Below are 19,956 nucleotides of genomic sequence, written 5' to 3'. Positions count from 1 at the left end.
AATGGGCAACGAGAACTACCTCCCGCCGCCGTCCGACCAGAAGGTCAGCGGCCGCACCTGGCTGGCCGTGCTGGCCAGCCTGCTGGGCGCCTTCATGGCGGTGCTGGACATCGCCATCACCAACTCCTCGCTGCGCGACATCCTCGGTGCGCTGTCGGCCACGCAGGAGGAGGGCTCCTGGATCTCCAGCGCCTACCTCGTGGCCGAGATCGTCGTCATCCCGCTGGCCGGCTTCCTGGCCATGGTGTTCTCCACGCGCCGCTACCTCGTCGCCAACGTCGTGCTGTTCCTGCTCTTCAGCACGCTGTGCGGCATGGCCTGGAGCTTGGAGAGCATGATCGTCTTCCGCGCGGCGCAGGGCTTCACGGGCGGCGTGATGATTCCGATGGCGATGACGCTGGTCACACGCAAGCTGCCACTGAACAAGCGGCCCGTCGGCCTGGCACTGTTCGGCATGACCGCCACGCTCGCACCGACGTTGGGCCCCACGGTGGGCGGCTACCTGACCGAGCTGTATGGCTGGCCCAGCATCTTCTACATCAACTGGGTGCCCGGCGTGCTGCTCATCCTGGGCGTCAGCATCGGCCTGGAGAAGGAGCCGATGAACCTCAAGCTGCTGCGCGAAGTGGACTGGTGGGGCGTCGCCTTCATGGCCGTGGGCCTGGGCTCGCTGACCGCGATGCTGGAGGAGGGCAACGCCAAGGACTGGTTCCAGAGCCCCTTCATCATCACGGCCGCCGTGCTGGCGTTGGGCGGCATCTACGGCTGGGCCTGGCGCGGCTTGACGCGCAAGAACACCTTCATCGACCTGCACATCCTCGGTCGCCCGAGCTTCCTCATCGCCGGCGTCATCGCGTTCACGACCGGCATGGGCCTCTACGGTTCGGCCTTCATCCTGCCGCTGTACCTCGGCCAGATCGCCAGCTACACGCCGATGCAGATCGGCCTGGTCATCATGTGGATGGGCCTGCCGCAGCTGTTCATCATGCCGTTCGCGGCCAAGCTGTCTACCAAGCTGGACAACCGCGTGATGATGAGCCTGGGCCTGGCGCTGTTCGCCGCATCCTGCTTCATGAACACGCACATGAGCGCCGACACCGCCGGCCCCGAGCTGATCGCGGCGCAGATCGTGCGCGCACTGGGCCAGCCGCTGATCATGATCACGCTGACCAACTTCGCCGTGAACGGCATCCCGCCGCAGTTGCTGCCCAGTGCGTCGGGCATGTTCAACATGATGCGCAACCTCGGCGGCTCCGTGGGCATCGCGTTGCTGGCCACGTTGCTGACCAACCGCGAGCACCTGCACAGCGCCCGCATCGGCGAGTCCGTCAGCCTGTACGAGCCGGCCACTCAGGCGCGGCTGGATGCCCTGCTGCAGACCTTCACCACGCGCGGCTTCGACCCCGCCACGGCGCAGGACATGGCGCTCAAGGCGCTGGACAACGTCGTGCGCCGGGACAGCTTCGTCATGGCCTACAACGACGCCTTCCTCATCCTCGGCATCGCGCTGTTCGCCTGCGTGGCCATCGTGTGGATGAGCAAGAAGGTGCTCGGCGGCGCCGGTGCCAGCGCCGCCGAAGCCGCACATTGAATCGGGAGATCACCATGATCCAACTCAAGTCCGTCCTCACCCTCGTCGCCGTGGCCACGCTGGCCGCTTGCACGACGCTGGGCCCCAACTATCAAACGCCCGCCGCCAACGCACCGGCCGCCTACCGCGCGGCCGCGCCAGCGGCCGGCGCCGAGCTGCAGCGCGACTGGTGGCTGATGTTCGGCGACGCGCAGCTCGACGCGCTGCAGGCGCAGGCGCTGCGAGCCAGCCCCACGCTCGCCGCCGCGGCCGCGCGCATCGAGCGTGCCCGCGCCGTGTTTGGCGCGACCCAGGCCGACCGGCTGCCGCGCGTGGACGTCGGCGCCAGCGCCGGCGGCCTGCGCACGTCCGCCAAGGCCACGACGACGCCGGTGCTGCAAGGGCGACCCGTCACGTTCGAAGGCGAGACCTTCGGCCTTTCCGCCAGCATCGGCTGGGAGCTGGACCTCTGGGGCCGCGTGAAGCGCCAGGCCGAGTCCGCCCAGGCCCAGCTGGATGCCGCGACGACAGACGCCGCCGCCGCCCGCGTCGCGCTGACCGCCGACGTCGCTGCCAGCTACTGGCAGTGGCGTGCGCTGGCCGATGAAGCCACCGCGCTGCAAGCGCTGCGCGACAGCCGCGCCAAGGCCTTCCAGGTCGCGCAGACGCGCTTCGATGCCGGTTCGTCGACGATGCAGGATCTGGAGCGGGTGCGCGCCGAACTTGCTGCCGCCGATGCCGACGTCGCCGACCTGCCGCGCCGCCAGGCCCTGGTGCTGAACCAGCTCGCCGCACTGACGGGCCAGGCCGCCGCTGAACTGAAGCTCGACGCCAAGCCGCTGGCCGCGCCACCGCAGATCCGCGCCGGCCTGCCGTCCGAGCTGCTGCAGCGCCGCCCCGACCTGGCCCAGAGCCTCGCGCAGCTGCACGCCGCCACGGCCCAGGTCGGCATCGCCGAGGCCGCCTTCTATCCGTCCATCAAGTTGACGGGCAGCTTCGGCTACTCCAGCGAAGACCTGGGCTCGCTGATCTCGGCGCCGGCACGGCTCTACAACTTCGGCCCCAGCATCTCGCTGCCGCTCTTCGAAGGCGGCCGCAACAAGGCCAACCTGGCGAGCGCCAAGGCTCAGGTCGACGAGTCACTCGCCGGTTTCCGTGGCCGCATGCTGCAGGCGCTGCGCGAGGTCGACGACGCGCTGGCCGAGTTGCAGGGCCGCGCCGCCGTCGTCGACGCACAGAACCGCACGCTCAACTCCGCCGGCCAGGCGCTGACCGTGGCACGCAGCCGCTACGACAAGGGCGCCGTCAGCTACCTCGATGTGACGGAGGCCGAACGCACGCCGCTGGCCACGGCGCGCGCATTGGCCCAGTTGCGCGGCGCGCAATGGGTTGCGACGGCGCAGCTGGTCAAGGCGCTGGGAGGTGGTTGGAGTTCGCCAAGAGACGCGAGCGGGGCTTGAAAGTGCCGCTCAAGTGGTCAAGCCCTTGAGCGGAGGCCCGGCGGGGCAGGGCTCCCCCGTCGCTATGCTGCGCCGCGGGAGACCCAAATGAACCATCGCCTCACCCGCCGCCACTGCCTGCTGGCCGCCGGCAGCCTCGGCCTGCCCGCATTTGCACAGCCCGAAACCGCGCCTATGCAAGACCTGCTCGAGGCCCGTCTCAGGGAAGACGGCGTCGCACTGGCCGCCGGGCGGCTGAGCAGCGGCAACAGCGAGTTCGCCGGCGCTGCGAAGCGCGGCACGCGCCCCGATGCCGACAGCGTGTTCGAGGTCGGTTCCATCACCAAGACCTTCACGGCCTTGCTGCTGGCGGATGCCGTGGTGCGCGGCGAACTCAAGCTCGAAGACGCCGTCGAAGTGGACGGCATCCAGCTGCGCGACAGCGCCGGCCAGCCGCTGCGCTGGGTCGACATCGCCACGCACCGCTCGGGCCTGCCGCGCCTGGCGTCCAACATGGCGCCGGCCAACGTCGACGACCCCTATGCAGACTACGACGAGGTGGCACTGCGCGCGTTCTTGAAAAGCTGGCAGCCGGGCGTTGCGCGCGCAAGCCGCTTCGAATACTCCAACCTCGGTTTCGGCCTGCTGGGGCACGCGCTGGCGCTGCGTCAGCGCACCGACTACGCGACGCTGCTGACCCGCCGCGTGCTGGAGCCGTTGAGCCTGCAGCGGCACATCGGCTTTGGCCATGCGGCGCTGCTGCAGGGCCACGACGCACAAGGCAAGCCGGTGCCGGCCTGGCATTTCCAGAGCACGACGGCCGGCGCCGGCGCGCTGCACGGCTCGGCGCGCGGCCTGCTGCGCTATGCCGACGCCGCGATGGGCGGCTACGAGCACCCCCTGAAAGCTGCATTTGCCTTGTGCCTGCAGCGCCGCGCCGCCGGCGGCGCGCCGGCCAACCCGATCGGCCTGGCCTGGCTGCTGGCCTCGCTGAACGGCCGCACGCTGTTCTCGCACGACGGCGGCACCGCCGGCTTCAGCAGCTCGCTCTGGCTGGATCCGAGCCGTGGCCGTGCCAGCGTCGTGCTGGCCAACGCGCAGGTGCCGGTGGGCGATCTCGCGCTGCACCTGCTCGATGAGAGCGTGCCGCTGCGCGACCTCGCCGCCACGCGTCAGGCCAGCCTCACGCTGCCGGCCGACCAGTTGCAGGCGCTGGCCGGCGTGTATGCCGTCACGCCGCAGTTCAAGCTGACGATCCGGGCCGATGGCCAGCGCCTCTTTGCGCAGGCGACGGGGCAGGCCGAGTTCGAGCTGTTCGCCAAGGCACCGCGGCGCTTCTTCGCCAAGGTCACGCCGCTGGAGATCGAGTTCGATGCCGATGGCAAGGCGCTGACGCTGTTCCAGGGCGGCGCCACGCCGCGTTTTGTCAGGGAGTGAGCGGGAACGGGCCGCTGCCGAGGTGCCTATGGGACGCGCACGATCCTGTGGTCGGAACCAGAGATCTCTTGCCTGATTTCCCCGGCGGCTTTCCAGTTGACCTTCTGGTTGGCCCCGGCCACTTCCAAAACACCCTTGGCCTGAATGGCCGTGTTCACGGTGTTGTTCGCGCCAGAAACATCGACGTGGGAACACTCGCCGGTCGTCGTGACGACATGGTCGCTGCCCATGACTTCGAGCTTGCGGCCGTTGCAAGGGAAGGTGCGCTGATGGCCGTTGCCACTGATGCTGATGACCTTGTCGTTCACCTCGATGGCGCCCACGCCTTTGGGCTGCGCATGCACGGAGAGTGGCAATGCGGCGATGGCGATCGTGCAGATCAACGGGAATCTATCAACGAGCATGTGCGGTCCTTGAGCCGGAAGAGCGGGAATCTAACAACGAGTTGATGCGGTGTTCGCTACCTGTCGTAACGACATGCACATCGGTTGGGATGGTCCCGCGGCCTGCGTTATCGCAGTGCCATCAAGGCCGCTGCCATGCGCGCGGCCGCGCCCCGATGGGCGTTGGAGAAACCCAGGGCCTGCGCGCTCATCGTCGCGCGGGCGAGAGGCTCATTGCACAGGCGAAGTCCGCGCGACACCGCCTGCGGCAAGTCCGCGCACCGCTCGGCCGCACCCGCTGCCAGCGCCAGGTCGGTCGCTTCCGAGAAGTTGAACGTGTGCGGCCCCGCCAGCACCGGGCAGCCGCAGGCGGCCGCCTCGATGAGGTTCTGGCCGCCGAGCGGCTCGAAGCTGCCGCCGAGCAGCGCGACGCTCGCGAGGCCGTAGTACAGCGGCATCTCGCGCATGGAGTCGCCCAGCCAGACATCGGCCTGCAGCGCCTCGGGCGAGGGCTCGTCGGCCCAACTGCTGCGTCGTGCAAGCTCGAGGCCCGTCTGACGGATCAACGCGGCGATCTCGTCGAAGCGCTGCGGATGCCGCGGCACGATGGCCAGCAGCGGTCGGGGCGCGGGCTGCTTGACCCACTCGGCCAGCAGCGCCGCTTCCTCACCTTCGCGGCTCACGGCCAGCATCAGCACGGGCCGGCCGAGCTGCGCGGCCCACGCCCTGCCGCGTTCGATCAGCATGAGGTCGACGGCGATGTCGTATTTCAGGTTGCCGGCGACTTCCACGCGCACCGTGCCCATAGCGCGGATGCGCTCCGCGTCGGCCGCCGTCTGCGCCAACGCCAGCGTCATGCGCCGCGCGGCCGGGCGCATCAAGGCGGCGAACCGCAGGCCTTGGCGCAGGCTCTTTTCAGACAGGCGCGCGTTGGCCAGCACCATGGGCAGGCCGGCCCGTTCGGCCTCACGCTGCAGCGTCGGCCAGACCTCGGTCTCCATCAGCACGCCCATGCGCGGCTGCCAGTGGCTCAGGAAGCGCCGCACGGCGCCCGGCGTGTCGTAGGGCAGCCAGGCCTGGGCATCGCCGTCGCGCAGCAAGGCTTGGCCGGCTTCGCGGCCGGTGGCGGTGGAGTGGGTCAGCAGGATCTTCAGTACCGGCTCGCGTTCGCGCAGCGCGGTGATGAGCGCGCTGGCGGCACGTGTCTCGCCGAGCGACACGGCGTGGATCCACAGCCGGCCCGGTTCACCCTTGCCGGGGTAGAAGCCCAGCCGTTCGCCGAGCGCGCGCCGGTACAGCGGCTCCTTGGCGCCACGGCGCCACAGGCGCAGCAGGTAGAGCGGCGTCAGCAGCCGCAGCAAGGTGGCATAGAGCCACCTAGCGGGTTCAATGCCCAGCTGCAAACTTGGCGTCCGGCTTCACCCGCTTGAGCTGCGCCAGCACGTCGTGCTGGATGCGCTCCAGCGCCTCCGGCGTGTGGCCTTCGAAGCGCAGCACCAGCACCGGCGTCGTGTTGGACGGGCGGATCAGGCCGAAGCCGTCGGCGTACTCGAAGCGCATGCCGTCGATGGTGTTGATCTCCTCGACGCCGGGCAGGTCCTTGGCCGAGACCAGTTCCTTGAGCTTCTTGACGACCTCGTGGTGCTCGCCTTCGGCGCAGGGCACGTTGATCTCGGGCGTGTTGAAGCTGTTGGGCAGGGCCTGCAGCGTGGCGCTGGGGTCGGCGTCACGGGACAGGATCTCCAGCATGCGGCCGGCGGTGTACATCGCGTCGTCGAAGCCGTACCAGCGCTCGGCGAAGAAGATGTGGCCCGACAGCTCGCCGGCCAGCGGCGCGCCGGTTTCCTTCAGCTTGGCCTTGGCCAGCGAATGGCCGGTCATCCACATCAGCGGCTTGCCGCCGTGCTCCTTGATCCACGGCGCCAGGCGCTGCGTGCATTTCACGTCGAAGATGATCTCGGCGCCGGGCAGGCGCTTGAGGATGTCGGCCGCGATCAGCATGATCTGGCGGTCGGGCATGATCATCTCGCCGTCTTTGGTGACGATGCCCAGGCGGTCGCCGTCGCCGTCGAAGGCCAGGCCCAGCTCGGCGTCGCAGGCGTGGACGATGCGCTTGAGGTCTTCCAGGTTCTCGGGGCGCGAGGGATCGGGATGGTGGTTGGGGAAGTCGCCGTCGACCTTGGAGTAGATGTCGATGACCTCGCAGCCCAGCGCGCGCAGGATGGCCGGCGCCGAGGCGCCGGGGATGCCGTTGCCGCTGTCGACGACGATCTTCATCGGGCGGGCCAGCTTGCAGTCCTTGACGACGCGGGCGGTGTACTCGGGCACGATGTCCATCGCACCGACACGGCCCTTGCCCTGGGCATAGTCCTCGGCCTCGATGCGCCGGCGCAGGCCCTGGATCTGCTCGCCGTAGACGGCGGCGCCCTTGAGCACCATCTTGAAGCCGTTGTAGTCCTTGGGGTTGTGGCTGCCCGTGACCATGATGCCGGAGTTGCAGCCATGCTTGCCGCGCGTGGCGGCGACGTAATACAGCATGGGCGTCGTCACGGCACCGATGTCGACGACATCCAGGCCGGTGCTCTGCAGGCCGCGGATCAGCGCGGCGACGAGGCCCGGGCCCGACAGGCGGCCGTCACGGCCGACGGCCACGGCCTTCTCGCCCAGGGCCTTGGCTTCGGTGCCGAAGGCCCGGCCCAGGTGCTCGGCGAGGTCCTCGTTCAAGGTCTGGCCAACGACGCCACGGATGTCATAGGCCTTGAAGATGGATGCGTGAACCTGCATGGACTGCCTCTGAAGCTGGGGGTTTGAAATCGCGGCGGATTGTAGGCACGGCACATGTCGGCCACTCGTCGCCCCGGCTGTCGATCCGTCGCTCATCCAGGGGGCAGGGCGCCTCGGCTTCCTACACTCGGGCCCATGACGTTCAGTGAGGAATTCGCCCAGGCCCTGCGCCACCAGCGCGTGCTGATGAAGCACCGGCCCGACCGTCTGCGCGTGCGCATGGTGATCTATTTGATCTGGCTCGTCGGCTTCGGCTTCCTGTTCGCCGTCATCCATGGCCTGCAGAGCGGCCAGTTCGGCTCAGAGGCCTGGTGGCGCCATGCCGTGCCCGGTCACTTGCTCGTCAGCGCCTGCGTGACTGCGTGCTTCTTCGGCGTCTTCCGTGGCTTCGAGAAGCTGGCGCCGCAACGCTGGCTCGACGCAATAGTCGGCTGGCACGACTGGCGCTCCGGCCTGTTCTATGCAGGCGTGTCGGCCTTCTGTTCGGCCCTCGGCGTCGTCATCGGCCTGGCCGTGGTGGACCGCGTCTGGCTGACGCGGAACTGGCAGGCGGTGCTGTCCCAACCGGGCTTCTGGGGACAGTTTCTTGGCATTTCGGTCTTCATTTCCATGGTGATGGGCTGGCGCTACCGCTCGCGCTGGAAGCAGGAGCGCCTGCAGGCCCGCGTCACGGAGGCCCAGCTCAAGCTGCTGCAGGGCCAGATCGAGCCGCATTTCCTGTTCAACACGCTGGCCAATGTGCAGAGCCTCATCGACTTCGATCCCGAGCTGGCCAAGCGGATGCTGGAACGCTTCACCGACTACCTGCGCAGCAGCCTCGGCCAGTTGCGCAACGACGCGACGACGCTCGCCCAGGAGTTCGCGATGCTGGAGGACTACCTCGCGCTGATGCAGCTGCGCATGGGCGAGCGGCTGCGCGTCGAGCTGTCGCTGCCGGCCGAGCTGGGCGGCATCGAGCTGCCGCCGCTGCTGGCCCAGCCGCTGGTCGAGAACGCCATCCACCACGGCCTGGAGCCGCAGGTTGCCGGCGGCACGGTCGCTGTCAGCGCACGGCGTGTCGACGGCCGGTTGTGGATCGAGGTGGCCGACGACGGCCAGGGCCTGGACGCCCCCCGGCGCCGCGGTGGCAACGGCGTCGCATTGGCCAACATCCGCGAGCGCCTGGCCGCCCGCTTCGGCGCCGCCGCGTCGCTCCAACTGCTGCCGCGCGACGGCGGCGGCACGCTGGCCCGCATCCAACTACCCCTCACGACCGCCCCATGACGACCGCCCCCACCGCGCTGATTGCCGACGACGAACCCCACCTGGCCCAGTACCTCAAGGCCCAGCTCGCCCAGGCATGGCCGGCGCTGCGGATCGTGCGCACCGCCGCCAATGGCATCGAGGCGGCCGAGGCGATCACCGCGCTGGAGCCGGACTTCGCCTTCCTGGACATCCAGATGCCGGGCCTGACCGGCCTGGAGGTGGCGCAGGGCATCGAGGGCGCGACGCGCGTCGTCTTCGTGACGGCGTACGACCAGTACGCCGTCGATGCCTTCGAGGCGCGTGCGGTCGACTACCTGCTCAAGCCGCTGAAGGCCGAACGCCTGGCTGCCTGCGTCGAGCGCCTGCGCAAGGCGCCGGCGGGCGAAGACGCGGCGCTGGCTGAGACGCTCAAGCGCCTGCTGCCCGCCGCGTCGGCCGCGCCGGCCCGGCTGCGCTACATCCGCGCCGCCCAGGGCGAGCTGATGCACCAGATCCCGGTCGATGACGTCCTGTACTTCCACGCCGACGACAAATACACCATCGTGCAGACGGCGGCCGCGGAGCACCTGATCCGCACGCCCATCGTCGAACTGGCCGCGCAGCTCGACCCCGATCGCTTCTGGCAGGTGCACCGCTCGACCCTCATCAACCTCGACCACCTCGCCGGCACCCGCCGTGACGAGCAGAGCCGGCTCTTCGTGCGCATGCGCGGCCCGCAGGGCGTTCTGCCTCGCGAGCTGCCCGTCAGCCGGGCCTACGTCCACCTGTTCAAGGCCATGTAGGCGCCACGCTAGAGTGCGGCCATGCTGCCGCGCCGCCGATTCCTGCCGACCCTGGCCAGCCTGCTTGCTGGGCTGGGCAGCAGCGCATGGGCCGGCTCGCCGCTGTGGGTCAGCGGCGAGGTGCCCCCCTATCTGTGGCGCGGCGCCAAGGGCGCCGAGGGCTATGCCTTCGAGCTCTTCCAGCGCGTGACGGCCCAGGCCGGCCTGACGGCGGAACTGCAGTTCTATCCCTGGGCGCGCGCCTTGCGCATGCTGGAGGCGCGCGAGGCCCATGCCGCCCTCGTCATCACGCGCACGCCGGACCGCGAAGCGCTGTTCCGCTGGCTGTTCCCGGTCGGCCGTTTCCGCTTCGCCGTCGTCACGCGCGCCGCGGACGGGCCGGTGTCCGGCGACATCGCCTCCTTGAAGGAGCGCCGCATCGGCTCCATGCGTGCCTCCGTCAGCCGCAGCATGCTGGCGGCGGCCGGCGCCAGGCATGTCGTCGAAGGCAAGGATTACGGCGAACTGGTGAACCTGCTGCAGCGCGGCCTGGTCGAAGCCGTGATCGGCCCGGACGCCGTCATGCGCAGCTTCAAGAGCACGGGCAGCCTGCGCATCACGCTGCTGGACCAGGGCCACGAGCTCTATGCCGCGGCCGGCGCTGCCATGCCGGACGAGCAGGTCCAGAAGGTGCGCCTCGCCTACCAGCAGCTCGTCGACAGCGGCGCCGTCGCCCAGCTGCGCAAGCGCCACCCCGACGCCTTCCCTGAGGGCTGAGGGCCGCCAGGGGCATGTCCGAAAACTGCCAGACCCTGGCAGCAGCCCCGCCTAGACTGGCCGTCATGTTGTCAGAACTCCTTCCGCCCGACGCCGCCTACGCCGCCCTGCAGGCGCATGACGCGCGCTTCGATGGGCGGCTTTACGTCGGTGTCACGTCCACCGGCATCTATTGCCGCCCGGTCTGCCGCGTGCGCCTGCCGCGGCGCGAGAACTGCCGCTTCTTCTCGACCGCGGCCCAGGCCGAGGCCGAGCGCTTCCGGCCCTGCATGAAATGCCGGCCCGAGCTGGCGCCGCGCGCGCTGCCGTGGACGACGATGGACGCGTCGCGCACGCTGGCCCAGCAGGCCGCCGCCTGGCTGGATGCCTGCGACGACGCGGAAGCCAGCGTCGAGGACCTCGCCCGGCACCTGGGCATCACGAGCCGCCACCTGCGCCGCATCTTCCAGGCCGAGCACGGCGTCTCGCCCTTGCAATACCTGCAGACGCGCCGGCTACTGCTGGCCAAGGCGTTGCTGACCGACAGCACGCTGCCGGTGCAGGAGGTCGCGTTCGCGGCCGGCTATGCCAGCCTGCGGCGCTTCAACGCGGCGTTCATCGAGCACTACCGCCTGCAGCCGACGGCGTTGCGGCGCGAGGGCGGCGGCACCGCGTCGGTGTCGCGGCTGCGGCTGAGCTACCGCCAGCCGTACGACGTCGCCGGCGTGCTGGCCTTCCTGGCGCCGCGCGCCATTGCCGGCATCGAGGTCGTCGAGGGGCAGGGCGTGACGCGCTCGCTGGCCCTGACCCACGCCGGCCAGCGCCATGCCGGCTGGCTGCGCGTGCGCTTCGACAAGGCGGGCGAGGTCGGCGTGGAACTGTCACCCACGCTGTGGCAGGCCGCCGGTTCGTTGCTGCCGCTGCTGCGCCGCTGGCTGGACCTGGACGCCGACCCCGAGGCCATCGCGCAGGCGCTGGGCGAGGGGGCTGTGCCAGGCCAGCGCCTGCCGGGCTGCCTGGACCGCTTCGAGCTGGCCGTGCGCGCGGTGCTGGGCCAGCAGGTCACCGTCGCCGCGGCGCGGACGCTGACGGGCCGCTTCGTCGAACGCTTTGGTGAGCCATTGCCGGAGGCGCCGGCAGGTTGCCAGCGCCTCTTCCCGACGTCCGAGCGCATCGCCGCCGCGACGCGCGACGACATCGCGTCGCTGGGCATCATCGGCCGCCGTGCCGACAGCCTGATCGCGCTGGCCCAGGCCTGGCCCACACTCGCCTTTGCCCGCCGCGAGGGCACGCCCGAGGCGGCCGCCGAGGAACTCACGCAAATCCCCGGCATCGGCCCCTGGACCGCCGGCTACATGCTGATGCGCGGTTGGAGCTGGCCCGACGCCTTTCCTCCCGGCGACGTCGTGCTGCGCAAGGCCCTCAGCGGCGACCGGCCGCCGCTGTCGCCCAAGGCCTATCTCGAAGCCGCGGAGCCCTACCGGCCTTTCCGCAGCTACGCCGTCCTTCATCTCTGGAGACATGCATGAACACCCAGCATCACATCCTGCAGCGCCGCATCGCGACGCCCCTGGGCCCGCTGACGGCCGCGCGCAGCGCCGCCGGCCTGTCGGGCCTGTGGTTCGACGGCCAGAAGCACCATCCCGGGCCGCTGGCCGTGCCCGAGGACGACGGCAGCGACGCCGTGCTGGCGGCAACCGAAGCGGCGCTGACGGCCTACTTCAGCGGCAAGCCCTTCGCGCTGCCGCCGCTGGACCCGGCCGGCACCGCCTTCCAGCGCGAGGTCTGGCAGGCGCTGCTGGCTATCACACCGGGGCAACCATCGACGTACGGCGCGCTCGCTGAACGCCTTGGCCGCGCCAGTGCGGCAAGGGCGCTCGGCGCCGCCGTGGGCCGCAACCCGATCTCGGTGCTGGTGCCTTGCCACCGCGTCGTCGGCGCCGATGGGTCGCTGACCGGCTATGCCGGCGGGCTGGACCGCAAGAAGGCCTTGCTCAACCTGGAAAGCGCCCCCGCATGAAGCCCTTCGACATCGGCGAGCTGGTCCTGCTCGCGGCGCTGTGGGGCGCGTCCTTCCTGTTCATGCGCCTGGGCGCGCACGAGTTCGGGCCCATCGCGCTGGCCGCCGTGCGGGTGGGCCTGGCCAGCGTGCTGCTCGTGCCGCTGCTGGCCTCGCGCGGCCAGCTCGCCAGCCTGCGCGAGCACTGGAAGGCCATGCTGCTGGTCGGCGCGCTCAACAGCGCCATTCCCTTCGTGCTGTTCTCGTTCGCGGCGCTGTCCATCACGGCGGGGCTGTCCAGCATCGTCAATGCGACCACGCCGTTGTGGACGGCCGTCGTCGCCTATGTGTGGCTGCGGCAGGGGCTGACGCCGTCGCGCGTGCTGGGCCTCGTCATCGGCTTTGCCGGCGTCGCCTTCCTGGCCTGGGACAAGGCCAGCTTCAAGCCTGGCGCCGACCATTCCGGCTTCTGGGCCATGCTGGCCTGCCTGGGCGCGACGGCCTGCTACGGCCTCGCGGCCAATGCGACCAAGCGCTACCTGACGGGCGTCGCACCGCTCGCCGTGGCCACGGGCAGCCAACTCGCCGCGACGCTGTTGCTTGCGCTGCCCGCCGCCTGGTTGTGGCCGGCGACGCCGCCCAGCCAGGTCGCCTGGGGCAGCGCGCTGGGGCTGGCGGTGCTGTGCACCGCCGTGGCGTACCTGCTGTATTTCCGACTGATGAGCCGCGTCGGGCCGACGAACGCCGTGTCGGTCACGTTCCTGATTCCGCTGTTCGCCATCGTCTGGGGGGCGCTGTTCCTGCACGAGGCCATCACGGTGCAGATGGTGATGGGCGGCGCCATCGTGCTGGTGGGCATCGCGCTGGCGCTGGGGTTGGTGGGAGCGAAACCACGGTGACGCTCGTCGGGATTCTCATGGGAGTTTGCCGCGACGGCTGAGGGCGTGTTAGCGTCTGCCTTTCAGAGGTTGGTAGCGCTAACTATTGGCTGCCGCCGCGATGAACAGTCTGGAGACCGCATGACACGTCCGTTCTTCCGTCGCTTCGCCCGCATCGGCCGCTGGGCCGTCGCCGCGTGCGCTTTCGCCGCCTCGGCTGCCGCCACGGCTCAACCCTCGGGCGGCCCGTACGGCCCCATCCCGCAGCGCTACGCCGTGCCCAAGGCGGCGCATGTCTACTTCGTCGCCCCGGACGGCAAGGCCGAGGCCTCCGGCGCGTCGGTCGGCGAACCGACGACCATCGAGGCGGCCATCGCCCGTGTCGTCACCGGCGACGCCATCGTCATGCGCGGTGGCACCTATCGCACCGGCGGCCTGCAGCTCAACCAGGGCATCACCATCCAGCCCTACCTGGACGAGACGCCCGTGCTCAAGGGCACCCGCGTGGCCACCGATTGGCAGGCGCTGCCGAACAACGTCTGGCGCACGAAGTGGGAAACGCTGTTCCCCGCGCAGCCGATGGGCTGGTGGCAGCCCGACCGCGAAGGCGCCCTGACGCCGCTGCACCGCTTCAACAACGACATGGTGTTCGTCGACGGCGAGGCGCTGCAGTCCGCCGGCTGGGTGGGCGAAATGGGCAGCAAGGGCTACTACATCGACTACGCCAAGGGCCATGTCTACATCGGCGTGAACCCGGCTGGCAAGCTGGTCGAGATCACCGCCCACGACATCGCGCTGCACCGGCCGTCGCGGCCGGTGCACGGCAAGGCGTCGGATCGCAAGGGCCCGACGCTGCGCGGCATCACCTTCACGCAATACGCCTACCGCGCCATCGACATCGAGGGCAAGAAGCCGTCCACGCTGGTGTCGGAGGAACCGACCGACGACCCGGTCGGCCCGTCGCCGGAATCGGAGCACGGCAAGGAGGTCGTCGGCACGCTGCTGGAGAACGTCACCATCAGCCATTGCTCGCGCGTGGCCGGCTATTTCCGTGGTGACAAGCTCGTCATCCGCAATTCGCTGGTCAGTGACACCAGCACCGAAGGCATCTACGTCATCGGCTCGTCCGACGTGCTGCTGGAGCGCAACATCGTCCGGCGCAACAACGTCGAGCGGCTGACGGGCTACTACCCGTCGGCGGTCAAGATCTTCAACCAGTCCCACCGCGTCGTCGTGCGCGACAACCTCGTCATCGAGCAGCCTTACTCCAACGGCGTGTGGTGGGACGTCGGCAACCATGACGGCGTCTTCGTCGACAACCACGTCGAAGGCACGATGGCCGGCGTCTTCTTCGAAATCTCCAAGGGCCTGACAGTCGCCGGCAACGTGTTTGTCAACAACCAGCAGGGCGCCCGCATCCTCAACAGCGCGGGCGCCAAGCTGCACCACAACACCTTCGTCAATTCGCCGGTACTTATCGACCGCAACGAGCGCAGCGCGCAGGGCGACCACTTCGGCTGGCATCCGCAGACCGGCCCGGACGTCCACGAGCGCGTGGGCCATGTCTTCGAGGGCAACCTGCTGGTGGCCGACGCCAGCGTCAAGGGCCCGCTGCTGCGCTTCGAGCAGGGGCCGAAAACCTGCGGCAAGGTCATGCAACCGATGAGCCAGCGTGTCGACGGCAACGTCTACGTGCGCATGGAAGGTGCCATCGAAGGCACCAAGGCCAGCCAGCCGCTCATCAGCTGGGCGCCGGTGGCGGGTGCGGCCTGCCAGACGACATTCGCCGGCCTGGACGACTTCCGCGAGGCCGTGCCGGGCGTGGAGGCCCGGGGCAAATTCTTCTCGGATTACCGGGGCGCCGTGTTCCGCAGCCCCGAGCTGCGCCGCTTCGAGTTGGCGCGGGTGCCCGAGGGTGTGCAACCGCTGCCGGTGCCGGCCGAGGTGCGCAAGCTGCTGGGCTGGCGCGAGGCCAGCCACCTGCCGGGCGCGCTGCCCTAACGCGTCAACCAGCGGCGCAGCGCAAAGCTGGCACCGTCCACCAGCGCGACCAGCACGAGCATGGCGATCAGCACGGTGGCCGTCTTGTCCATCTGGAACAGCCCCATGTGGAACATCAGCAGCTGCCCCAGGCCGCCCGCGCCGACGACGCCCAGCACGGCGGCGGCGCGGATGTTGTTCTCCCAGCGGTAGAGCGTGTAGCTCATCAGCTGCGGCAGCACCTGCGGCAGCGTGGCGTACAGGAACACGCGCACCGTCCCCGCGCCCTGGGTGCGCAGCGCCGCGCCGGGGCCGGGCGGCGCGTTCTCGACGGCCTCGGCGAACAGCCGCCCCAGCACGCCGCTGGTGTGGATGGCCAGCGCCAGCGTGCCGGCGAAGGGGCCCAGGCCCGCGCTGATCAGCAGCATGGCGGCCCACACCAGCTCCGGCACCGACCGCAGCGCGTTCAGCAGCAGCCGCATGCCGGCGCGGGCGCCGCCGCGCGCGTGGCTGGCAGGCAGCGCCATCAGCACGCCGAGCAGCGCCGCCAGCAGCGTGCCCAGCGCCGACATCGCCAGCGTCTCCCACGCGCCGGCCGCGACGCGGCCGACGAAGGCCGGGCTCAGGTCCGGCGGGAAGAACTCGCGCACGAAATGTCCCATGCTGGCCAGCGACTCGCCCGACGCGAAGGCCGCGAGGTGCAGGTCCAGCGACAGGAAGCTGGCGACGACCAACACCACCACGCCGGCCACCAGCCAGCAGGCGCGGCAACGGGCGCTGAACAGCGGCGGCGGCAGGCGGCGCTTGCTGTCCATGGTTCAGCCCAGCGCGCGCCGCAGCGCGGCGCTCAAGCGGTCGGCCAGCGCGACCAGGGCGACGAACACCAGCAGCATCGTCGCCACCTCGCCGCCGGCGAACATCTTCATCGAGCTGTCCATCTGCTGGCCCAGCCCGCCGGCGCCGACGAACCCCAGCACCACCGAGCTGCGGATGGCGCACTCCCAACGGTAGACGGTGTAGCTCGTCAGCTCGGCCGCGTTCTGCGGCAGCAGCCCGTAGAAGAAGGCCTGCAACCGGCTGGAGCCGTTGCGCAGCAGCGCCTGCGTGACCTGGGCGTCGCCGCTTTCCAGGATCTCGGCGTAGACCTTGCCGAGCATGCCGCCGTAGGTCAGCGCGATCGCCAGCACGCCCGCCGCCGGCCCCAGGCCGACGACGCGCACGAACACCAGCGCCCACACCAACTCCGGCATGCTGCGCAGCACGATGAGCAGCAGCCGCACCGCCTGGCGCACGGCATAGGGCAGGGCGGCCATGCGCCCGGACAGCGCCGAGACGGACAGTGAGCGCGTGGCGGCCAGCGTCAGCGGGACGGCCAGCAGCAGCGCGAGGGCCACGCCGGCCGTGGCGATGGCCACGGTGCGCCAGGTTTCGCGCGCCAGCATCCACAGGAATTCACCGCCCAGGGCCGGTGGCAGGAAGCTGCCGAGGAAGCGGCCGGTGACACGCAGCGCGTCGGCCTCCAGCAGCAGCCAGGGCTTGAACTCGGTCGCGACCAGCAGCGGCCACAGCAGCACCAGCCCGACGCTGGCCAGGCCGAGTCGCCCCAGCCAGGCCGGATCACGGCGCGCGGCGGCGTTCACCGGCATTGCATCAGCACCGGCGGCGCGGGCGCCGGGTCGTCGGCCGCCGGCGGTGCGGCGCCATGCAGCTCGTCCTCGTGCTGGGCGTAGAGGCGCGCCAGCTGCTCGGGCGTGACCTGCGCCGCAGGCAGGTCGAACAGGAGCCGGCCCTCGCGCAGCCCCAGGATGCGCGGGAAATGCGCCAGCGCGGCGTCCACCTGATGCAGCGTGGCCACCAGCGTCACACCCCGCGTGCCGGCCTCGCGCACCAGCGCCGCGACGGCGCGTTGCGCGCGGGCAGGGTCGAGCGCCGACAGCGGCTCGTCCACCAGCCACAGGCGGGCCGGCGCGACCAGCGCGCGCGCCAGGCCGACGCGCTGGCGCTCGCCGCCCGACAGCCGGTCCACGCGTTCGAACAGCTTGTCGCCCAGCTCGAACACCTCCAGCGCCGCATCGGCCGCGGGGATGTCGACCGGATAGAACAGCGAGCGCAACGCCGTCCACAGGCTCCAGCTGGGCAGCCGGCCGGCCAGCACCGCGGTGACGACACGCTGGCGCGGCGGCAGTGGCGGCACCTGCGGCACCAGGATGAGCCGGCCGCGCAGTGCCTGCAGCGCGCGGCGGGCCAGCGCCCACGGGTCGGTGCCGTCGATGGCGAGGCGCCCGGCCGAGGGCGGGCGGGCGCAGGCCAGCACCTCGAGCAGCGTCGTCTTGCCGGCACCGGACGGGCCGATGACGGCGACCTGCTCGCCGGCCGCGATGTCGAGGGTCAGGCCGGCCAGCGCGTCGATCGCACCACGGCGCGCGGTGGCATGGCGTGCGGACAGGTCTTGCAAGGAAAGTTTCACGGCCCGGACTCTAGCCGGCCGCGCAGCTGCGAAAGGCAGCCGGCACGTCGTTGCGCCCGGTCGCGAAGAAGTTGCGGCAGCGAGGGGGCGACAGCGACGATGCCGATATGCTGCCACGACTCACCGCCCAGCCGGGCGCCCGCGCGGCGCTGCTTGCGCCCGAGGCTGAGCGGGCCACACTGCACCGCATCGTCGGCGCGCTGTTTGCGAACCACCCCACGCCATGAACGCTCCTGCCTGTCCCGTCCCGTCGGCCGAACCCCGCCTCACGTCGCTGTCGCACGGCGGCGGGTGTGGCTGCAAGATCGCCCCCGGTGTGCTGTCCGAGATCCTCAAGGGCACGGCCGGCATGCCCATCCCGAAGGAGTTGCTCGTCGGCATCGAGACAGCCGACGACGCCGCCGTCTACCAGCTCAACGACGAGCAGGCGCTGATCGCGACGACGGACTTCTTCATGCCCATCGTCGACGACCCCTTCGACTTCGGCCGCATCGCCGCCACCAACGCGATCAGCGACGTCTACGCGATGGGCGGCCGGCCCATCCTCGCGTTGGCCCTTGTCGGCATGCCGATCAACGTGCTGTCCACGCAGACCATCGGCCGCGTGCTGGAAGGCGGCGCCTCGGTCTGCCGCGCGGCCGGCATCCCGATCGCGGGCGGCCACACCATCGATTCCGTCGAGGCGATCTACGGGCTGGTGGCCCTGGGCCTCGTCCACCCGAAGCGCGTCAAGCGCAACGCCGATGCGCGGACTGGCGACGTGCTGGTGCTGGGCAAGCCGCTGGGCGTGGGCGTCATGAGCGCGGCGCTGAAGAAGGAGCAGCTCCGCGCCGACGGCTACGCCCGCATGATCGACACCACGACCCAGCTCAACACGCCGGGGCCGGACCTCGCCGCGTTGCCCGGCGTGCATGCGCTGACCGACGTGACCGGCTTCGGCCTGGCCGGCCATGCGCTGGAGCTGGCCCGCGGCGCCGGCTGCACGGTGGAGCTGGACTGGCGCGCCGTGCCGCTGCTGGCCGGCGTGCGCGAGCTGGCGCAGCGCGGCTTCGTCACCGGCGCCTCGGGCCGCAACTGGGCGGGCTATGGCGGCGACGTGCAGCTGCCGGCGGACTTCACCGCCGAGGACCGCGCGCTGCTGACCGACCCGCAGACCAGCGGCGGGCTGCTGGTGTCCTGCGACGCCAGCGCCGTGGATGCCGTGCTGGCCTTGTTTGCCAGCCATGGGTTCGACGCTGCGGCCGTGGTGGGCCGTGTCGTGGCGGCCGGCGAGCGGCCATTGCTCGTGCGGGCTTAGCGCTCCTGCAGCGTCTCGGCGAGGAAGTCCACGAACAACCGCACCCGCGACGGCAGGAGGCGCGATTCCGTGATGGCGTGCACCGCCAGCGGCGCCAGTGCCCAGTCGGGCAGCACGCGCACCAGCTCGCCAGCGTGCCGCTCGGCTTCAGTGTCTTCCGGCCCCATCACGGCGATGCCCAGCCCCAGGCGGGCGAACGCGCGGCACATGCCCAGGCTGTTCATCGCGTAGCGCCCCGATACCGGCACGGTCAATTGCTGGCCCTGGCCGTGCAGCGTCCAGCCCGCCTGCCGGGCGCTGACCAGCATGATGCAGCTGTGCCGGGCCAGGTCGCGCGGCTGTTCCAGGGGTGGCGCTGCCTTCAGATAGTGCGGTGACGCATACAGCTGGCGCTTCACGGCGCCCAGCCGCCGTGCGATGAGGCTGGAGGGCGTGGCCGGCGGCTCGCCCAGGCGGATGGCCAGGTCGAAGCCGTCGGCCACCAGGTCCACACGGCGCGCGGTGAGGTCGAGCTCGAAGTCGATCAGCGGATAGCGCTCGGCGAAAACCCGCAGCGGCGCAGCCAGGTAGGTGATGGCGAGGTCCACCGGCATGGACACGCGCAGCACGCCGCTCGGCCGCTCGGCCACGTCCAGCAGCGCCTCGTGCGCCACCCTGGCCTCGGCCACCAGACCTTCGCAGCGGCGGAAGTAGGCGCTGCCGGCCTCGGTCAGCTCCACCTTGCGAGTGGTGCGGTGGAAAAGGCGCACGCCGACCTGGCGCTCCAGCTCGGTGATGCGCCGCGACAGCGTCGAGTTCGGCATGTCCAGCAGGTCCGCCGCGCGGCGGAAGCCTTTGGCGCGGGCCACCTCCACAAACAGTTCGATGTCGCCCAGCGACGCCATGTATTGCTCCAAATTTGGATCAGTTATTTCATTCCATCATATTTATTCCGAATTCGGCGCAATCCATCATCGCTCT

General features: G+C 70.4%; 18 protein-coding genes. 11 read left to right on the top strand and 7 right to left on the bottom strand.

The annotated features are described in order from the left end of the window. The first annotated feature begins 1 nt into the window (after position 1). The 3 genes from ASD35_RS17660 to ASD35_RS17650 all read left to right on the top strand — a co-directional run bounded on the left by ASD35_RS17660 (position 2) and on the right by ASD35_RS17650 (position 4,446). Complete coding sequence (locus ASD35_RS17660) at positions 2–1,591, top strand: DHA2 family efflux MFS transporter permease subunit (RefSeq protein WP_056876279.1); 1,590 nt, start codon at positions 2–4, stop codon at positions 1,589–1,591. Between the two features lie 14 nt (positions 1,592–1,605). Next, positions 1,606–3,030 (top strand): efflux transporter outer membrane subunit, encoded by a 1,425-nt coding sequence (locus ASD35_RS17655; RefSeq protein WP_056876278.1) that lies wholly within the window; start codon positions 1,606–1,608, stop codon positions 3,028–3,030. Between the two features lie 87 nt (positions 3,031–3,117). Then, complete coding sequence (locus ASD35_RS17650; RefSeq protein ID WP_056876277.1) at positions 3,118–4,446, top strand: serine hydrolase; 1,329 nt, start codon at positions 3,118–3,120, stop codon at positions 4,444–4,446. 26 nt (positions 4,447–4,472) lie between these two features. On the opposite strand, the gene ASD35_RS17645 is transcribed toward ASD35_RS17650, so the two are convergent. The 3 genes from ASD35_RS17645 to ASD35_RS17635 form a co-directional block, all read right to left on the bottom strand. After that, the gene (locus ASD35_RS17645; protein ID WP_082580250.1) at positions 4,473–4,850 is read right to left on the bottom strand and encodes a DUF3060 domain-containing protein; all 378 of its coding nucleotides are present in this window, start codon (positions 4,848–4,850) and stop codon (positions 4,473–4,475) included. Between the two features lie 107 nt (positions 4,851–4,957). Further along, positions 4,958–6,232 (bottom strand): 3-deoxy-D-manno-octulosonic acid transferase, encoded by a 1,275-nt coding sequence (locus ASD35_RS17640; protein WP_056876275.1) that lies wholly within the window; start codon positions 6,230–6,232, stop codon positions 4,958–4,960. Further along, a complete protein-coding gene (locus ASD35_RS17635; RefSeq protein ID WP_056876274.1) occupies positions 6,216–7,613 on the bottom strand; it encodes a phosphomannomutase/phosphoglucomutase in 1,398 nt (465 codons plus the stop codon). Before ASD35_RS17635 ends, ASD35_RS17640 begins: the two co-directional genes overlap by 17 nt. A gap of 135 nt (positions 7,614–7,748) precedes the next feature. Between ASD35_RS17635 and ASD35_RS17630 the strand changes: the two genes are divergently transcribed. The 7 genes from ASD35_RS17630 to ASD35_RS17600 all read left to right on the top strand — a co-directional run bounded on the left by ASD35_RS17630 (position 7,749) and on the right by ASD35_RS17600 (position 15,253). After that, positions 7,749–8,876, top strand: a complete 1,128-nt coding sequence (locus ASD35_RS17630; protein WP_056876273.1) for a sensor histidine kinase — start codon at positions 7,749–7,751, stop codon at positions 8,874–8,876. After that, positions 8,873–9,640, top strand: a complete 768-nt coding sequence (locus ASD35_RS17625; protein WP_056876272.1) for a LytTR family DNA-binding domain-containing protein — start codon at positions 8,873–8,875, stop codon at positions 9,638–9,640. Before ASD35_RS17630 ends, ASD35_RS17625 begins: the two co-directional genes overlap by 4 nt. Before the next feature lie 21 nt (positions 9,641–9,661). Further along, a complete protein-coding gene (locus ASD35_RS17620) occupies positions 9,662–10,396 on the top strand; it encodes an ABC transporter substrate-binding protein (protein WP_056876271.1) in 735 nt (244 codons plus the stop codon). A 65-nt stretch (positions 10,397–10,461) separates the two neighbouring features. Then, positions 10,462–11,904, top strand: coding sequence for an Ada metal-binding domain-containing protein (locus tag ASD35_RS17615; RefSeq protein ID WP_056876270.1), 1,443 nt, complete (start codon positions 10,462–10,464; stop codon positions 11,902–11,904). Then, positions 11,901–12,395: a methylated-DNA--[protein]-cysteine S-methyltransferase gene (locus tag ASD35_RS17610; protein ID WP_056876269.1), complete on the top strand. Its 495-nt coding sequence runs from the start codon at positions 11,901–11,903 to the stop codon at positions 12,393–12,395. Before ASD35_RS17615 ends, ASD35_RS17610 begins: the two co-directional genes overlap by 4 nt. Continuing rightward, positions 12,392–13,273 (top strand): DMT family transporter, encoded by an 882-nt coding sequence (locus ASD35_RS17605; RefSeq protein WP_056876268.1) that lies wholly within the window; start codon positions 12,392–12,394, stop codon positions 13,271–13,273. Before ASD35_RS17610 ends, ASD35_RS17605 begins: the two co-directional genes overlap by 4 nt. Before the next feature lie 120 nt (positions 13,274–13,393). Continuing rightward, positions 13,394–15,253 carry a right-handed parallel beta-helix repeat-containing protein gene (locus ASD35_RS17600; RefSeq protein WP_082580248.1) on the top strand — a complete coding sequence of 620 codons (1,860 nt, stop codon included), beginning with the start codon at positions 13,394–13,396 and terminating at the stop codon, positions 15,251–15,253. Here ASD35_RS17600 and phnE read toward each other — a convergent pair. Genes phnE through ASD35_RS17585 form a run of 3 tightly spaced genes read right to left on the bottom strand, consistent with a single transcriptional unit; the run spans position 15,250 to position 17,699 of the window. After that, a complete protein-coding gene (gene phnE, locus ASD35_RS17595; RefSeq protein ID WP_056876267.1) occupies positions 15,250–16,047 on the bottom strand; it encodes a phosphonate ABC transporter, permease protein PhnE in 798 nt (265 codons plus the stop codon). The two genes, ASD35_RS17600 and phnE, sit on opposite strands and share 4 nt — an antisense overlap. A gap of 3 nt (positions 16,048–16,050) precedes the next feature. Then, positions 16,051–16,878: an ABC transporter permease gene (locus ASD35_RS17590; RefSeq protein ID WP_056876266.1), complete on the bottom strand. Its 828-nt coding sequence runs from the start codon at positions 16,876–16,878 to the stop codon at positions 16,051–16,053. Next, positions 16,869–17,699, bottom strand: coding sequence for a phosphonate ABC transporter ATP-binding protein (locus ASD35_RS17585; RefSeq protein ID WP_056876265.1), 831 nt, complete (start codon positions 17,697–17,699; stop codon positions 16,869–16,871). Before ASD35_RS17585 ends, ASD35_RS17590 begins: the two co-directional genes overlap by 10 nt. Positions 17,700–17,922: 223 nt before the next feature. Here ASD35_RS17585 and selD point away from each other — a divergent pair, with 223 nt between their 5' ends. Further along, complete coding sequence (gene selD / locus ASD35_RS17580; RefSeq protein WP_056876264.1) at positions 17,923–18,996, top strand: selenide, water dikinase SelD; 1,074 nt, start codon at positions 17,923–17,925, stop codon at positions 18,994–18,996. On the opposite strand, the gene ASD35_RS17575 is transcribed toward selD, so the two are convergent. After that, positions 18,993–19,880, bottom strand: a complete 888-nt coding sequence (locus tag ASD35_RS17575; protein ID WP_056876263.1) for a LysR family transcriptional regulator — start codon at positions 19,878–19,880, stop codon at positions 18,993–18,995. The two genes, selD and ASD35_RS17575, sit on opposite strands and share 4 nt — an antisense overlap. Positions 19,881–19,956: the final 76 nt, after the last annotated feature.

The sequence above is a fragment of the Pelomonas sp. Root1444 genome (assembly GCF_001426885.1).
Classification (GTDB): domain Bacteria; phylum Pseudomonadota; class Gammaproteobacteria; order Burkholderiales; family Burkholderiaceae_C; genus Pelomonas.
The sequence above is the reverse complement of the archived record's forward strand: the minus strand, read 5'-3'. Positions and strand labels throughout refer to the sequence as shown.

What these genes read in the sequence shown, in the direction of transcription:
- ASD35_RS17660 (WP_056876279.1), top strand. Translation starts at nt 2, where the DNA reads ATGGGCAACGAGAACTACCTCCCGCCGCCGTCCGACCAGAAGGTCAGC.
- ASD35_RS17655 (WP_056876278.1), top strand. Translation starts at nt 1,606, where the DNA reads ATGATCCAACTCAAGTCCGTCCTCACCCTCGTCGCCGTGGCCACGCTG.
- ASD35_RS17650 (WP_056876277.1), top strand. Translation starts at nt 3,118, where the DNA reads ATGAACCATCGCCTCACCCGCCGCCACTGCCTGCTGGCCGCCGGCAGC.
- ASD35_RS17645 (WP_082580250.1), bottom strand. Translation starts at nt 4,850, where the DNA reads ATGCTCGTTGATAGATTCCCGTTGATCTGCACGATCGCCATCGCCGCA.
- ASD35_RS17635 (WP_056876274.1), bottom strand. Translation starts at nt 7,613, where the DNA reads ATGCAGGTTCACGCATCCATCTTCAAGGCCTATGACATCCGTGGCGTC.
- ASD35_RS17630 (WP_056876273.1), top strand. Translation starts at nt 7,749, where the DNA reads ATGACGTTCAGTGAGGAATTCGCCCAGGCCCTGCGCCACCAGCGCGTG.
- ASD35_RS17625 (WP_056876272.1), top strand. Translation starts at nt 8,873, where the DNA reads ATGACGACCGCCCCCACCGCGCTGATTGCCGACGACGAACCCCACCTG.
- ASD35_RS17620 (WP_056876271.1), top strand. Translation starts at nt 9,662, where the DNA reads ATGCTGCCGCGCCGCCGATTCCTGCCGACCCTGGCCAGCCTGCTTGCT.
- ASD35_RS17615 (WP_056876270.1), top strand. Translation starts at nt 10,462, where the DNA reads ATGTTGTCAGAACTCCTTCCGCCCGACGCCGCCTACGCCGCCCTGCAG.
- ASD35_RS17610 (WP_056876269.1), top strand. Translation starts at nt 11,901, where the DNA reads ATGAACACCCAGCATCACATCCTGCAGCGCCGCATCGCGACGCCCCTG.
- ASD35_RS17605 (WP_056876268.1), top strand. Translation starts at nt 12,392, where the DNA reads ATGAAGCCCTTCGACATCGGCGAGCTGGTCCTGCTCGCGGCGCTGTGG.
- ASD35_RS17600 (WP_082580248.1), top strand. Translation starts at nt 13,394, where the DNA reads ATGACACGTCCGTTCTTCCGTCGCTTCGCCCGCATCGGCCGCTGGGCC.
- phnE (WP_056876267.1), bottom strand. Translation starts at nt 16,047, where the DNA reads ATGGACAGCAAGCGCCGCCTGCCGCCGCCGCTGTTCAGCGCCCGTTGC.
- ASD35_RS17590 (WP_056876266.1), bottom strand. Translation starts at nt 16,878, where the DNA reads ATGCCGGTGAACGCCGCCGCGCGCCGTGATCCGGCCTGGCTGGGGCGA.
- selD (WP_056876264.1), top strand. Translation starts at nt 17,923, where the DNA reads ATGAACGCTCCTGCCTGTCCCGTCCCGTCGGCCGAACCCCGCCTCACG.
- ASD35_RS17575 (WP_056876263.1), bottom strand. Translation starts at nt 19,880, where the DNA reads ATGGCGTCGCTGGGCGACATCGAACTGTTTGTGGAGGTGGCCCGCGCC.